Raw genomic sequence first — 14,663 nt, 5'->3', positions numbered from 1 at the left:
GACGCGGGGGCGAGGTTCAGGTGAGATCGGCCATCAGTACTTTTGAGCGACGCTGATAGTTGTACATCTGTTTTTTACTTTCCGGCAGGGAGTCGATATCCACCGGCGTAAACCCGCGCTCCTGGAACCAGTGAATGCTGCGGGTAGTCAGGACAAACAGTTTCGCCAGTCCCATTTGTTTCGCCTGTGCCGCCACGCGCTCCAGTAGCATCTCGCCGCGTGAAGAACTGCGGTAGTCCGGATGCACCGCCACACAGGCCATTTCGCCAATCTTCTCTTCCGGGAACGGATAAAGTGCCGCGCAGGCGATGGTCAGGTTATCGCGCTCAATAATGGTGAACTTGTCGATCTCCATTTCCAGCTGTTCGCGGGAGCGGCGCACCAGGATGCCCTGTTGCTCCAGCGGACGGATCAGCTCAAGAATACCGCCAATGTCGTTAATGGTTGCACGACGGATTTGCTCGGCACTCTCCATCACGATCTGCGTACCAATACCGTCGCGCGAGAAGAGCTCTTGCAACAAGGCGCCGTCTTCCTGATAGCTGATTAAGTGGCTACGCCGCACACCGCTACGGCAGGCTTTCACCGCGCCGCGCAGGAAGCGCACGGTGCCGGAGTAGTAATCTCCACGCTCTTCCAGCACGTCCACGCGTGCCTGGGCTTCGTTTGGGAACAATTCAGAGACGATTTCGCCTTCGTCGTTCATCACGCCCTGTGAGGAGCAAAAACCGATCATTTTTTCCGCTTTCAGTTTGATGGCAAGCTGAGTGGCGATCTCTTCAGACGTGAGGTTAAAGCTCTCTCCAGTGACCGAAACGGCGACCGGGCCCATCAGAACAATCGCGCCACTATCGAGCTGGCGGTGGATCGCTTCTTCATCAATGCGGCGAATACGTCCGCTGTGGCAGTAATCCACACCGTCATCCACGCCCAGCGGTTGCGCGATGATAAAGTTGCCGCTTACCACATTTATATGCGCCCCCTGCAACGGCGTGTTGTTGAGGCTCATAGAAAGGCGGGCAGTGATATCCAGTTGCAACAGGCCGGCAGCCTGTTTCACCAGTTCCAGCGTTTTGGCGTCGGTAACACGGGTATTTTTATGATAAATCGGTTCATGATGGTGTTCGGCGAGATTCGCGTCTATTTGCGGGCGTGCGCCGTAGACCACCACCAACCGGATACCCAGGCTGTGCAGCAGACCGATGTCATTGACAATGCTGGAAAAGTTTTCATGCTCAATCGCTTCACCGCCAAGCATAATGACAAACGTTTTTCCCCGATGAGCATTAATATAGGGAACTGAATGGCGGAATCCCTGTACCAGTTCGGTTCTGCGTTCCTTTACCACGGCCTACCCTCACTGCATGATTATTCGTAATTTGTGTATTTTTATTCTTTTCTGGTGCCGCGCGCAAGTGCAAAATTTTTCAGTAAACAATAAACCTACGCCCACAAAGCCATTAGCCAGACATATGTTTACCCTTTAATAGATGACAGTTTATGCGTCATTCGTTAAAGTTTTCGGTCAATTCTGACGTTCATTACTATTTCAGTTTAATTGCTCGGGAGAAGCATGTCGGGAAGTCAATCAGCGCTGAGCCGCCGCAGATTATTAAAAGGGGCGGGGGCCATGTGGTTATTAAGCGTGAGCCAGGTCAGTCTGGCCGCAGTCAGCCAGGTAGTGGCGGTTCGCGTGTGGCCCGCCTCGACCTACACACGCGTGACGGTGGAGTCTAACCAGGTCATTAAATATAAGCAGTTTGCGCTGAGTAATCCTGACCGGCTGGTGGTGGATCTCGAAGGCGTGCATCTTAATTCCGTGTTGAAAGGCATGGGCGCGCAAATTCGCAGTGACGATCCCTATATTAAATCGGCTCGCGTTGGTCAGTTCGATCCACAAACAGTGCGGATGGTGTTTGAATTGAAGCAAAACATCACTCCGCAGCTGTTTGCGCTGGCTCCGGTTGCCGGATTTAAAGAGCGCCTGGTGATGGACCTTTATCCGGCGAATGCGAAAGATGTACAGGATCCGCTGCTGGCCTTGCTGGAAGAGTACAACAAAGGCGATCTTGATAACCAGGTCCCTCCAGCGGAAAGCGGTCCGCAGCCGGGCAAAGCCGGACGCGATCGTCCGATTGTGATCATGCTCGATCCAGGACACGGTGGCGAAGATCCGGGCGCAACGGGCAAATATCACACCCGCGAAAAAGACGTGGTGCTGCAAATCGCTCGTCGTCTGCATGCGCTGATCGAAAAAGAAAGCAATATGAAGGCCTACATGACGCGCAACGAGGATGTGTTTATTCCGTTGAAGGTGCGTGTTGCCAAAGCGCAGAAACAGCGCGCGGATCTGTTTGTTTCGATACATGCAGATGCATTCAGTAGCCGACAGCCCAGCGGTTCATCGGTGTTTGCGCTCTCCACCAAAGGGGCGACCAGTACCGCCGCGAAGTACCTCGCCGATACGCAAAACGCGGCTGACCTGATAGGCGGCGTCAGTAAGAGCGGCGATCGCTATCTGGACCACACCATGTTTGATATGGTTCAATCACTGACCATTAACGACAGTCTGAAGTTTGGCAAAGCGGTGCTTAACCGTCTTGGCACGGTCAATAACCTGCATAAGAACCAGGTGGAACAGGCAGGGTTTGCGGTGCTGAAAGCGCCGGACATTCCGTCGATTCTGGTCGAAACCGCCTTTATCAGTAACGTGGAAGAGGAGCGTAAGCTCAAGACCGCGAAGTTCCAGCAGGAAGTGGCAGAGTCGATTCTGGCGGGGATAAAGGCCTATTTCGCGGATGGCGCGACGCTGGCAAGAAGGCAATAAAAAAACAGGCGCCCTAAGGCGCCATTTTTATAACAACGTGTTTATAACAATAAGTGACCCGGCAACGAAAGGATTAAGCAGGAACCCGCCACTATGCGTAGCGATAATAAAAAAGGTAACCAGCAAGCCATTCAACGCACTTTCCGTAAACTTTCCGCCGAGGATGCGACGGATATCCATCACCTCGCGGCACTGTTATCTCCTGGCATGCCTGGTGTGATGACATGGCCAGTGCTTCTTCAGTCCCCGCGTATTCTTATCATTGCCGAAGCCGGAGCAGGAAAAACCTATGAATGCCAACAGCAACAAGAGGAGTTAAAAGCGTCAGGAGAGCCGGCCTTTTTTCTTGAGCTTGCTGTTCTTGCACAAACAGAACTGCTGGAGATGTTTGATCATGAAGGGCAGCAACAGTTTGAGACCTGGCTGAGTTCAGAATCGGCTATCGCCACTTTCTTTCTGGATGCGATTGACGAGTTAAAACTTACCCTTGGTTCTTTCGAACAGGCATTACGTCGGCTAAACCGGGCGTTGAAAGGGCAACTTGCGCGGGCCAGAATAGTCATCACGACGCGTCCGATTCGTATTGAACAACAACTCATCGAAAAATATTTGCCGGTGCCAAAAAGCGCGGCTGAATATAACGCCAGCACCTTTGCAGCCATTGCTATCGACCCGCATCAAATCAGGGAGGAGAAGGAAGAGGTACCCACCTGGTTGCATGTTGGTTTAATGCCTTTGAATAACCTTCAAATACGCGAGATGGCCATCAGACAGCGCGTTGTCGATGTTGAGGGTTTCATGGAGGATATTCACCGGAGAAACGCTGAGGAGTTTGCACGGCGCCCGCAGGACTTAATTGAGCTTTGCAGCAGCTGGGCTGAGTCCCGGCGTATCCGGACACATCGGGAACAGGTTGCACATGACATTGCGATAAAACTACGGCCTAATCCAGACCGTTCTGAACACGTTGCGTTATCAGACGACAAGGCACTGGAAGGCGCGCGCAAATTGGCACTGGCAGCCCTGCTTAGCCGGAAGTTGACCCTCCGTCACAGCGCTGAATCAAATTTGGGAGATGCGGGAGAACAAGCGCTGGATGTGAACACTCTTCTCTCCGACTGGACAAAGGATGAGCGGCAGGTATTGCTTGAGCGCCCATTATTTGGCTTCGCCAGTTATGGGCGGGTACGTTTTCATCATCGTTCAGTGATCGAATACCTTGCGGCAGAACAGATTCGCGTCCTGCTTGAAAAAGGGCTAACGGTGAAAGCGGCAAAACGGTTGCTGTTCACGAGAACGATGCAGGGTAATGAAGTTATACGCCCTACAATGCGTCCTGTTGCGGCATGGTTGGCCGGTTGTGATCCTCGCTTTTTTGATGAAGTGGTTCGACGTGAGCCTGAAGTCTTACTGAATTCTGCCGATCCGCAACAGCTCGATCCTCATCAGCGACAAAAAGCGCTACAAGCTTATGTTGATCGTTACGGTTGTGGCGGATGGCGTGGGCTTGAGGTTCCTGAAATCAACGCCCGCCGTTTTGTCTCTACCGATTTGAGTGAGCTGATTAATAAACTTTGGCAACGAGGCATTGAAAATAAAGAGATTCGGGTCTTTTTACTGAAGCTGATTGAAGCTGGGCCGCTCCCGGCGTGCGAACATATTCCCCGGGAAGTCGCACTGGCGGATGAAACGGCCATAGACGAGCGTTATGACGCAGTCGATGCGCTGGTTGCGCTTAATTCACCCGCCTTGCAGCCTGTCGTCTTACGGCTGGAGACACGGCCTGATATCTGGAATGACCATATGCTCCAGCATATGATTTGCCGTTTGTTCCCCGGTCATATGGATATAGACCAACTCCTTCCGTTATTGATGCGAACCGAGTCAAGTGCACATGTCGTTAGCGATCTCAGTTGGCGTCTGCCGGGCATTGTTTCGGCAAAAGATTTTCCGGAGTCATTACTGGAGCCTCTACGTGAACGTTTGACCGAATGTATCCTTGATGGCGCTTTATGGGACAAAACAGCCCGGCGTAAGGTGGTACCGCGTGTGCACCTGGTTGCTGCACTGGCACAAGTCTGCTCCCGGCTGCTTGAGAACGGTGAACGTAAAGAACATGTTTTTCGTTCCGTCGCGGTGGCGTTCTACTTGCGGGACGAATATCGCTATCGCAATGACGCTTATCAAAACCTGCGAGCGGCTATTGATACGCTTTCCGGTCGCGAGCGCGAATCCCTTTTCTGGGCCAGTGATGCCTTAAGTCAGGTTTTTCACCCAGAAGAAGACGCTTTTCAACGGATGCTGGCTGCGACGAGTGGGGGGGCAATCACACCAGAGCCTGAACGGGATAGCGAGTGGATTATCACCTGCCTGACAGACAAGCAACGCCCGTTAGAAGATCGGGAGATGCTGCTGGAAGTGGCAATCCGCTTTTTATACCCAACGGCACTCTCTTTTCATGAATATGTGGAACACCTCAAGTCCTGCGTCGCCGATACGCCAGCCCTTGTTGCTGATCTCGACAAGGTGTTACAACGAAGGCATGTGTTTGATCCTGTATTTGCCGAGTCTGAACGACAATCTGCCCTTGATGAGCAACAACGCAATGCTCGCAAAGCACAAGCGATGGCGAGCTGGATTGATCTGTGGAATGAGATCAGCGATAACCCGGACCGGGCGTTTAGCCAGGATTGCGTCGATACCACAATAAAAAAACTGTGGCATGTTATGGAAAGCACTGAAAGTCATGGACGGGCAACCGGGTGGAACCGTGCTTTTCTGGAAAATCATTTTGGTAAAGAGACAGCCGATCGGGTACGGGCTGCGCTGATACCGTGTTGGCGACGAGAACGGCCCGGTTTGGGTATGGAGGTTAAACCCGAAGACAGAAATGTGGTCTACAGACGGTGGCAATTGGGTTTCGCCGCCATTTTTGCTGAATCCGAAGACCCCGACTGGGCACGAAAGCTTTCGCCTGCTGAAGCCGAAAACGCCGCGCGTTATGTGCCGATTGGGTATGGCAGCTTTCCCTCATGGCTTGAGGCGCTGGTGATTGCCCATCCAACGGCGGTCAGCAGTACGTTAGGGGCTCAGCTGACGTTCGAATTAACGCTACCTTCGCCCTCGCCCATTCTTCACGGACTCGAATATGCGACGCCAGCAATCGCCGCGATTTTTGTGCCTTGTTTACGCCAGTGGCTTGAGCAGAATGCCAGCAGTACGGGTAATAAAGAAGACCCGACGCGGGCAAAACAACGCTTAAAGCGCGTTCTTGACGTATTGATCCAACACGGCGATCCAGAGGCGGTCGAGCAAATCCGTTTACTGGCGCGTAAACGGCTTCGACGCACTGGTGTCAGGTTTGAAAGCGTCTGGGTGGCTGCGTTATTGCAGTTGGAACCGACTACCGGGGTGGAAAAGCTGGAACGTATTCTGGCTAAGATCCCTGTGAGTAAAGATTCTGCTGCGCTTGATTGGTTTGGCGAGCTCTTCGACACGCATCATCTCAATGCTCCGGTCAATCTGTCGCAGCCGGGGTTCACACCGGAGTTATTACTGCGCCTGGTCCGACTCGCGTATACACATATCCGCCGGGAAGATGATCCCTGGCACGAAGGAAGCTGGACACCCGATCGTCGTGATTACGCGCAAAGTGGTCGGGATGTGATTCTGTCTGCCTTACTCAATACCACGGGGTCATCTGCATGGTCAGCCCGCATCGCGTTGAGTCAGGATCCTTTGTTTGCTGATTTTAGCGCAAGAGCATTAGCTATCGCACTGGAGAAGGCTGCCCAGGAAGCGGATAGCGACGTGTTAAGCGAAGGTGATATTGCCGGGATTTATGGCGGCCACGACCTCCCTCCAGCCAGCAGTGAAAGTATGTTTGCTCTGCTATGCGATCGTCTGGATGATCTGGATGAACTTTTGCTGTCAGATGTTTCTCCACGTGAAAGCTGGGCTGGCATCCGTGATGAGCGCGTTATGCGACGCGTAATTGCACGTGAATTGCGTAATAGTGCAAGAAATAGCTATACCGTCGATCAAGAATCAGCAACTGCGGATGAGAAAGAGACCGACATTCGCTTGCGATCGCTTGCTGGGCCACAGGCTGTTATTGAACTTAAAATTGGTGAAAAGCCCCGTTCCGCAAATGACTTACGTGCCGCCTTGTCGGATCAACTCGTCAATAAGTACATGGCTTCGGAGGAGTGTCGGGCAGGGTGTTTGATGATTACCATTGCCAGCGACAAAAACTGGAAAAAACCCGAGGACGGCAAGAAAATGGATTTCGCGCAGCTGATCGAATGGTTGAATGATGAGGCAATGCGTCTGGTTGAAAAGCTGGGCTATGGAATGCAGCTCAAGGTTAAGGGAGTTGATTTGCGTCCCAGACTAGCGACGGAAAAGGATGCAAAGCGAGTGTCGCCACGTAAGAGGGGTAGAGTAAAGGGAAATAAGACGTCCTGATGCACGAAAGGTGAGCAACGCGACAACAAAATGGCACCGCAGCGTGCCATGTTTCGTTTACTGCAACGCAGAAACAAAAAAACACCCGTTAAGGTGTTTATTGTGTTGGTTGCGGGGGCCGGATTTGAACCGACGACCTTCGGGTTATGAGCCCGACGAGCTACCAGGCTGCTCCACCCCGCGTCCGTCTGTTTACACTTCCATCATGTAAACGTTTTTCTTCACATTTTAATTGGTTGCGGGGGCCGGATTTGAACCGACGACCTTCGGGTTATGAGCCCGACGAGCTACCAGGCTGCTCCACCCCGCGTCCGTGGATGCGCACTATACGCTGCAAACTTTTTGATGCAACCTTTTTTTTGCCCCAATACGTAATTTGCGGAGATTATGCGTAAAAACAATACAATCAGTTCGTTTTTTGAGCGAAATTTGTGTTGGGTTGCGCTGGCGCATTTCATTAGCGAGTGGGGTTTGTTATCTTCACCTCGCTCCGGGTTAATTCAGAAGATGAGAGAGAATGAAAGGACGTTGGGTTAAGTATGCACTCACGGGAGCGATGGTTGCTATCCTCGCAGCCTGTACTTCTAAACCGACCGATCGCGGTCAGCAGTATAAAGACGGGAAATTTTCCCAGCCGTTTTCCCTGGTCAACCAGCCTGACGCCGTTGGCGCGCCAATCAATGCCGGTGATTTCTCCGAGCAGGTGAGCCAGATCCGCAGCGCCGCGCCGCGCCTCTATAGCAGCCAAAGCAACGTGTATAACGCTATCCAGGAGTGGCTGCGAGCCGGAGGCGATACTCGCACTTTACGTCAATACGGCCTCGACGCCTGGCAGATGGAAGGCACGGATAACTACGGCAACGTGCAGTTCACCGGTTATTACACCCCTGTGATACAGGCGCGACACACGCGCCAGGGCGAATTCCAGTACCCTATCTATCGTATGCCGTCCAAACGCGGACGGTTGCCGTCCCGTGCCGAAATCTATGCCGGTGCGCTGAGCGACAGCTATGTGCTGGCTTACAGCAACTCGCTGATGGACAACTTTATTATGGACGTGCAGGGCAGCGGCTATATCGATTTTGGCGACGGTAGCCCGCTTAACTTCTTCAGCTATGGCGGTAAAAACGGTCATCCCTACCGCAGTATCGGTAAGGTGTTGATCGACCGTGGTGAAGTGAAGAAAGAAGACATGTCGATGCAGGCCATCCGGGAATGGGGGGCGAAGCACAGTGAATCAGAAGTGCGTGCACTGTTGGAAGAGAACGCCTCATTCGTGTTCTTTAAGCCGCAATCCTGGGCACCGGTGAAAGGTGCCAGTGCAGTGCCGCTGGTTGGCCGTGCCTCTGTGGCTTCCGATCGTAGCGTGATCCCTCCGGGTACGACGCTACTGGCGGAAGTGCCGCAGCTTGATAACAACGGCAAATTTAATGGCCAGTATGAGCTGCGCCTGATGGTGGCGCTGGATGTTGGCGGTGCGATTAAAGGGCAGCATTTTGATATTTATCAGGGCATTGGCCCGGATGCCGGTCACCGTGCCGGATGGTATAACCATTATGGCCGCGTCTGGGTGCTGAAAAATGCACCGGGCGCTGGCGGCGTGTTCAGCGGCTGAGTGTGATAAACTTCCCCCTCTCCCGATTCCGGGAGAGGGGAACTCCTGTCTTTATTCTTCATTTCTGAGGTCTTATGTCTGTAGTCATCAGCGATGCCTGGCGCCAGCGCTTTGGCGGTACGGCGCGTTTGTACGGTGAAAATGCACTGCAATGGTTTGCCGACGCACATATTTGTGTGGTGGGCATTGGCGGTGTCGGCTCCTGGGCCGCGGAAGCGCTGGCGAGAACCGGAATCGGTGCAATTACGTTGATTGATATGGACGATGTGTGCGTGACCAATACCAACCGTCAGATTCATGCCTTGCGCGACAATGTGGGTCTGGCAAAAGCGGAAGTGATGGCTGATCGCATCCGCCAAATCAATCCGGAGTGCGTGGTGACGGTCGTCGATGATTTCGTCACTGCCGACAACGTGGCGCAACTGCTGGATCAGGGCTTCAGCTACGTGATTGACGCTATCGATAGCGTGCGTCCGAAAGCCGCATTGATCGCATATTGTCGTCGAAACAAGATCCCACTGGTCACCACCGGCGGTGCGGGTGGGCAGATCGATCCAACGCAGATCCAGGTAAGCGATCTGGCGAAAACCATCCAGGATCCGCTTGCGGCGAAACTCCGTGAGCGGCTGAAAAGCGATTTCGGCGTGGTAAAAAACAGCAAAGGCAAGCTTGGTGTGGACTGCGTTTTTTCCACTGAAGCGCTGGTTTATCCGCAGGCGGATGGTTCCGTATGCGCGATGAAAAGCACGGCAGAAGGGCCAAAACGCATGGATTGCGCATCCGGTTTTGGCGCGGCGACAATGGTTACCGCCACCTTTGGTTTTGTTGCGGTGTCCCACGCACTGAAAAAACTGATGGCAAAAGCAGAACGTCAGGCCAACGCCTGACGGGCAGCATCCTGTACGGCGGCAGCCAACGCCGCCAGCCCCTGACTGCGTGAAGCGCTAAGCTGGGCGCGCAAGCCGAGTTCATCAAAAAACGCCAGCGGATCCTGTTCCAGCAACTCCGCCGGGCGCTTACCTTCTACGGCGGTCAGTAATACCGCCAGCAGCCCGCGTACGATTCGGCCTTCACTGTCGCCAAAGAAATGCAGGGTGCCATCTGCCGTGGGCATTGCTCCCAGCCAGACACGATTTTCGCAACCGGGGATCTCCCGCGCCTGTGCTTTCAGCGCGTCCGTTGCCGCAGGTAACTGCTTTCCGAGCAAGATTAATTGCCGGTATTTATCTTCCCACTGGGTCAGCACGCCAAAGGTCTGGCGCAGCGTTGCTTCGGTGATCACAGTGCCGAACGGATGTCCGGCAAAAACGGGGTTTGTCATTAATCCACCAGTATGTCCAGGGCGCGGTCAACGGCGTTCACCAGCGCATCCACATCGTGTTGCGTATTATAAGGAGCGAAAGATGCCCGCAATGTGCCATTGACGCCAAGCGCCGCCAGAAGCGGCTGAGCGCAATGTTGACCGGCGCGCAGCGCAATGCCGTACCCCGCAAGCAATGTCACCATATCGCTGTGATGCACACCAGCAAAGTCGAAGGCCAGCAGACTGGCGTCCTGACAACGGAAGGAACGGAACCCAGGGCGCTGCGCCAGGCGCTCTTCTGCAAGGGTTGCCAGCCCGCGGCTGTAGCTTTCCGCCTGCGCGATATCATGCGTCTTCAGCCATTCCAGTGCCGCGCTCAGGCCAATTACCCCGGCGACGTTAGGCGTGCCCGCTTCCAGTTTGTAAGGGACTGGCTGGGTTGTGAAACCGTCAAAGGTCACTTCGGTGATCATCTTGCCGCCACCGAGCCACGGTGACATGGCATCCAGCAGTTCGGTTTTTCCGTAGAGCACGCCAATGCCGTTGGGGCCATAGAGCTTGTGGCCGGAAAACGCATAAAAATCGATATCCAGGCTCTGCACATTCGCCGGGAAATGCACCACGCCTTGTGCGCCATCGACCATGACCACCATGCCAGCCGCATGAGCAAGCGTGATGGCTTTCGCCAGATCCGGGCAGCCGCCCGTGACGTTCGACATCTGTCCCAGTGCGAGGATACGGCTGCGTGAGGTGATGTATTGCGGCAGTTGCGCGATATCCGGCAGATGATCAGCGCCCAGCGGCAGTTTGACGACCCGTGCGCCGGTTTGCTGCGCCACCATCAGCCACGGCACCAGATTGGCGTGGTGCTCGGCCTCGCTGACGATGATCTCATCGCCCGGTTGCAGGCGTGGGCGGGCGTAACACTGAGCGACCATATTGATGGATTCCGTTGTACCGCGCGTCCAGACAATGTTCTTACCGGATGGTGCATTCACCAGCGCGGCGACCTGATCGCGGGCGGCTTCATAGCGGGCGGTTAACTGCTGTGCTTGCGCGAACTGGCTACGGTGCACATTACCCGCGCTCAGGCTGTAGAACTGCTGTGTGGCATCGATCACTGCCTGCGGTTTTAAAGCGGTGGCGGCGCTGTCCAGATAGACGCCAGCGTCAGCCAGCGCCGGAAACTGGGCGCGAAATAGCGATGGGTTAAATGCGTTCATGGGACTCCTCATACCAATAGCCGGATCGTCGCGCAATTTGTCCGGCGTAGCAAGAACGTTGCGCTCCATCGGAATAGTCTGTTTGTCCTGGCAGGGCCGGAGAAGCAGGTTATGCTGAATAGTGTTAGGTAAATGTTTTGGCCTCTTCCTGAAAGAGGTTTTCACAGCATTAATTGCCAGAAGGAGAAGAACATGAAAAAGACTGCCGCAATTATATCTGCATGTATGTTTGCTTTTACCCTGAGCGCCTGTTCTGGTCCGAATTACGCGTTACACACCAATGATGGACGCACCATCGTCTCGGAAGGGAAACCGAAAACAGATGATCAGACCGGGATGATTTCCTATAAAGATGCGAATGGTAATGAGCAGCAGATTAACCGTTCAGACGTGAAAGAGATGGTCGCTCTGGAGAAAAAATAGGCCGGATTTTGGGTAAAAAAAAGCACCGCAATTTTGCGGTGCTACATTAATCACTATGGACAGACAGGGTAAATGTACAGGAAGTGAAAAAGGGGTAGCGTTGCTACCGGGGTCTGAATCGCAGACCAATTGCAAACACAACAACACAACATCACAACCGTAAGCCAAAAGCCCTTCAGAACACGCATTCCAAAAAAAGCTTCTCGTTCCGGCTCAGGAAGTGCCGCCACTATAGGTATTTGCTGGTAGAAGCTCAACGGACAATTTATAATGGCTCAGATAAAAAAAACTAATAGGTTAACCCTTGTTTCCTGTTTGTTAAATTGAGTTAACATCTAAGCCTGATAACCATGTCAAAGCGATTACCACCACTAAATGCATTACGCGTTTTCGATGCCGCTGCACGCCATTTGAGTTTTACTCGCGCTGCCGATGAGCTTTTTGTGACGCAGGCCGCAGTAAGCCACCAAATCAAGTCTCTTGAGGATTTTCTCGGGCTGAAACTCTTCCGCCGACGTAACCGTTCTCTGCTGCTTACTGAAGAGGGGCAGAGTTATTTTCAGGACATCAAAGAGATATTTTCACAGCTTAATGAGGCGACGCGTAAGCTTCAGGCGCGCAGCGCCAAAGGTGCGCTGACGGTCAGTTTGTTACCCAGTTTTGCCATTCAATGGTTGGTGCCAAGACTCTCCAGCTTTAACTCAGCTTATCCGGGAATCGATGTGCGTATTCAGGCTGTGGATCGTGAAGAAGATAAACTGGCTGACGATGTCGACGTAGCCATTTTTTACGGTCGCGGCAACTGGCCAGGGCTGCGCGTGGAAAAATTGTACGCCGAATATCTGCTTCCGGTCTGCTCTCCGCTGTTACTTACAGGCGATAAGCCCTTGAAAAAGCCAGATGATTTGGCGCAGCACACGTTATTACACGACGCATCCCGTCGCGACTGGCAAACTTATACGCGCCAGTTAGGTCTTAATCTTAATGTCCAGCAAGGGCCGATATTCAGCCACAGCTCGATGGTGCTGCAGGCGGCTATCCACGGACAGGGGATCGCGCTGGCGAATAATGTGATGGCGCAGTCCGAAATTGAGGCAGGCCGGCTGGTTTGTCCTTTTAACGATGTTTTGGTCAGTAAAAATGCGTTTTATCTGGTTTGTCATGACAGTCAGGCAGAACTGGGTAAAATAGCCGCCTTTCGACAGTGGATACTGGCAAAAGCGGCAAACGAACAGGAAAAATTTCGTTTCCGTTACGAACAATAATTCGCGCGCAACGGCGCGTATGACTTTTAGGGTAATCTCATGACCAGCCGTTTTATGCTGATTTTCGCCGCGGTGAGCGGTTTTGTCTATGTCGCGCTGGGCGCATTCGGCGCACATGTTTTGAGTAAATCTTTGGGGTCGGTGGATATGAGCTGGATCCAGACCGGCCTCGACTATCAGGCATTTCATACGCTTGCGGTGCTGGGATTGGCGGTTGCCATGCAGCGCCGTATTAGCATCTGGTTCTACTGGAGCAGCGTTTTCCTGGCATTGGGTACCGTGCTGTTTAGCGGCAGCCTTTATTGCCTGGCGCTCTCTCACTTACGCCTGTGGGTGTTTGTTACGCCGGTCGGTGGCGTTTGCTTTTTAATCGGCTGGGCATTGATGTTTACTGGCGCGATCCGTCTAAAACGTAAGGGCGTTGTTCATGAATAAAGTGGTGTTGCTGTGCCGCCCGGGTTTTGAGAAAGAGTGTGCAGCAGAAATTACCGATAAGGCCGGGCGTCTTGAGGTGTTCGGTTTTGCGCGCGTAAAAGAAAACGCGGGCTATGTTGTTTTTGAATGTTATCAGGAAAGCGATGCAGATAAGCTGGCGCGCGAACTGCCGTTTAATAGCCTGATTTTCGCCCGTCAGATGTTTGTGGTGGGAGAATTACTGAAGGACTTGCCGCCAGAGGATCGTATTACGCCGATTGTCGGTATGCTGCAAGGTGTGGTGGAGAAAGGCGGCGATCTGCGGGTTGAAGTGGCTGACACCAACGAAAGCAAAGAGCTGATGAAGTTCTGTCGCAAATTCACCGTGCCGCTGCGTTCAGCGTTGCGTGAAGCGGGCGTGCTGGCGCGCAGTGATTCGCCAAAACGTCCGGTGGTGCATGTCTTTTTTATTGCGCCTGGCTGCTGCTATACCGGGTATTCTTACTCCTTTAATAACTCACCGTTCTATATGGGCATCCCGCGTCTGAAATTTCCATCCGACGCGCCGAGCCGCTCAACGTTAAAGCTGGAAGAGGCGTTCCACGTCTTTATCCCTGAGGATGAGTGGGACGAGCGCCTGGCCAATGGAATGTATGCTGTCGATCTTGGCGCATGCCCTGGCGGTTGGACCTATCAGCTGGTAAAACGCAACATGTGGGTTTACTCAGTGGATAACGGCCCGATGGCGCAAAGTCTGATGGATACCGGTCAGGTGACCTGGCTGCGGGAAGATGGCTTCCGCTATCGCCCCAATCGCAACAACATCTCATGGATGGTGTGCGATATGGTGGAGAAACCGGCGAAAGTCGCTGCGCTGATGGCGCAATGGTTGACTGAAGGCTGGTGCCGCGAAACCATTTTTAACCTTAAACTGCCGATGAAAAAACGCTACGAAGAGGTCTCCAACAACCTGGCGTATATTCAGGCGCAGCTTGATGAACACGGTGTCGCTGCGCAGATTCAGGCGCGACAGCTGTACCACGATCGTGAAGAAGTGACGGTACATGTACGCCGGATGTGGGCCGCGGTCGGCGGGCGACGCGACGAGCGTTAGTCTCACATCATC

Annotated in this window: 11 protein-coding genes and 2 tRNA genes; 8 read left to right on the top strand and 5 right to left on the bottom strand. The window is 53.3% G+C overall.

Features of this window, described 5'->3' with window-relative positions:
* Nucleotides 1–16: 16 nt before the first annotated feature.
* Nucleotides 17–1,348: an amino-acid N-acetyltransferase gene (gene argA / locus GA0061071_RS14865; RefSeq protein ID WP_061493336.1), complete on the bottom strand. Its 1,332-nt coding sequence runs from the start codon at nucleotides 1,346–1,348 to the stop codon at nucleotides 17–19.
* A gap of 225 nt (nucleotides 1,349–1,573) precedes the next feature.
* On the opposite strand from argA, the gene amiC reads away from it, so the two are divergent.
* Both amiC and GA0061071_RS14855 read left to right on the top strand, forming a co-directional pair.
* Nucleotides 1,574–2,827 carry an N-acetylmuramoyl-L-alanine amidase AmiC gene (gene amiC, locus GA0061071_RS14860; protein ID WP_071889867.1) on the top strand — a complete coding sequence of 418 codons (1,254 nt, stop codon included), beginning with the start codon at nucleotides 1,574–1,576 and terminating at the stop codon, nucleotides 2,825–2,827.
* 93 nt (nucleotides 2,828–2,920) lie between these two features.
* A complete protein-coding gene (locus GA0061071_RS14855) occupies nucleotides 2,921–7,294 on the top strand; it encodes an NACHT domain-containing protein (RefSeq protein ID WP_088237792.1) in 4,374 nt (1,457 codons plus the stop codon).
* A 106-nt stretch (nucleotides 7,295–7,400) separates the two neighbouring features.
* Here the strand turns inward: GA0061071_RS14855 and GA0061071_RS14850 are convergent.
* Nucleotides 7,401–7,477 (bottom strand) — tRNA-Met (locus GA0061071_RS14850).
* 50 nt (nucleotides 7,478–7,527) lie between these two features.
* Nucleotides 7,528–7,604: transfer RNA gene (locus GA0061071_RS14845), tRNA-Met, on the bottom strand.
* Nucleotides 7,605–7,811: 207 nt separating this feature from the next.
* Here GA0061071_RS14845 and mltA point away from each other — a divergent pair.
* Nucleotides 7,812–8,909 carry a murein transglycosylase A gene (gene mltA, locus GA0061071_RS14840; protein WP_061493339.1) on the top strand — a complete coding sequence of 366 codons (1,098 nt, stop codon included), beginning with the start codon at nucleotides 7,812–7,814 and terminating at the stop codon, nucleotides 8,907–8,909.
* A gap of 74 nt (nucleotides 8,910–8,983) precedes the next feature.
* Nucleotides 8,984–9,796: a tRNA cyclic N6-threonylcarbamoyladenosine(37) synthase TcdA gene (tcdA, locus tag GA0061071_RS14835; protein WP_088237793.1), complete on the top strand. Its 813-nt coding sequence runs from the start codon at nucleotides 8,984–8,986 to the stop codon at nucleotides 9,794–9,796.
* Here tcdA and csdE read toward each other — a convergent pair.
* The gene (gene csdE, locus GA0061071_RS14830) at nucleotides 9,781–10,230 is read right to left on the bottom strand and encodes a cysteine desulfurase sulfur acceptor subunit CsdE (protein ID WP_061493341.1); all 450 of its coding nucleotides are present in this window, start codon (nucleotides 10,228–10,230) and stop codon (nucleotides 9,781–9,783) included. The two genes, tcdA and csdE, sit on opposite strands and share 16 nt — an antisense overlap.
* Nucleotides 10,230–11,435 carry a cysteine desulfurase CsdA gene (csdA, locus tag GA0061071_RS14825; protein WP_088237794.1) on the bottom strand — a complete coding sequence of 402 codons (1,206 nt, stop codon included), beginning with the start codon at nucleotides 11,433–11,435 and terminating at the stop codon, nucleotides 10,230–10,232. The genes csdE and csdA overlap by 1 nt, the downstream gene beginning before the upstream one ends.
* 192 nt (nucleotides 11,436–11,627) lie before the next feature.
* Between csdA and GA0061071_RS14820 the strand changes: the two genes are divergently transcribed.
* The 4 genes from GA0061071_RS14820 (at nucleotide 11,628) to rlmM (ending at nucleotide 14,651) form a co-directional block, all read left to right on the top strand.
* Nucleotides 11,628–11,858, top strand: coding sequence for a YgdI/YgdR family lipoprotein (locus tag GA0061071_RS14820; RefSeq protein ID WP_061493343.1), 231 nt, complete (start codon nucleotides 11,628–11,630; stop codon nucleotides 11,856–11,858).
* 350 nt (nucleotides 11,859–12,208) lie between these two features.
* Nucleotides 12,209–13,123 carry a glycine cleavage system transcriptional regulator GcvA gene (gene gcvA / locus GA0061071_RS14815; RefSeq protein WP_061493344.1) on the top strand — a complete coding sequence of 305 codons (915 nt, stop codon included), beginning with the start codon at nucleotides 12,209–12,211 and terminating at the stop codon, nucleotides 13,121–13,123.
* Between the two features lie 39 nt (nucleotides 13,124–13,162).
* Nucleotides 13,163–13,558 carry a DUF423 domain-containing protein gene (locus GA0061071_RS14810; RefSeq protein ID WP_061493345.1) on the top strand — a complete coding sequence of 132 codons (396 nt, stop codon included), beginning with the start codon at nucleotides 13,163–13,165 and terminating at the stop codon, nucleotides 13,556–13,558.
* The gene (gene rlmM, locus GA0061071_RS14805; protein ID WP_061493346.1) at nucleotides 13,551–14,651 is read left to right on the top strand and encodes a 23S rRNA (cytidine(2498)-2'-O)-methyltransferase RlmM; all 1,101 of its coding nucleotides are present in this window, start codon (nucleotides 13,551–13,553) and stop codon (nucleotides 14,649–14,651) included. The genes GA0061071_RS14810 and rlmM overlap by 8 nt, the downstream gene beginning before the upstream one ends.
* The last annotated feature ends 12 nt before the right edge of the window (nucleotides 14,652–14,663 follow it).

Origin of the sequence: Kosakonia oryzendophytica (genome assembly GCF_900094925.1) — a bacterium.
GTDB lineage: Bacteria > Pseudomonadota > Gammaproteobacteria > Enterobacterales > Enterobacteriaceae > Kosakonia > Kosakonia oryzendophytica.
The sequence above is the reverse complement of the archived record's forward strand: the minus strand, read 5'-3'. Positions and strand labels throughout refer to the sequence as shown.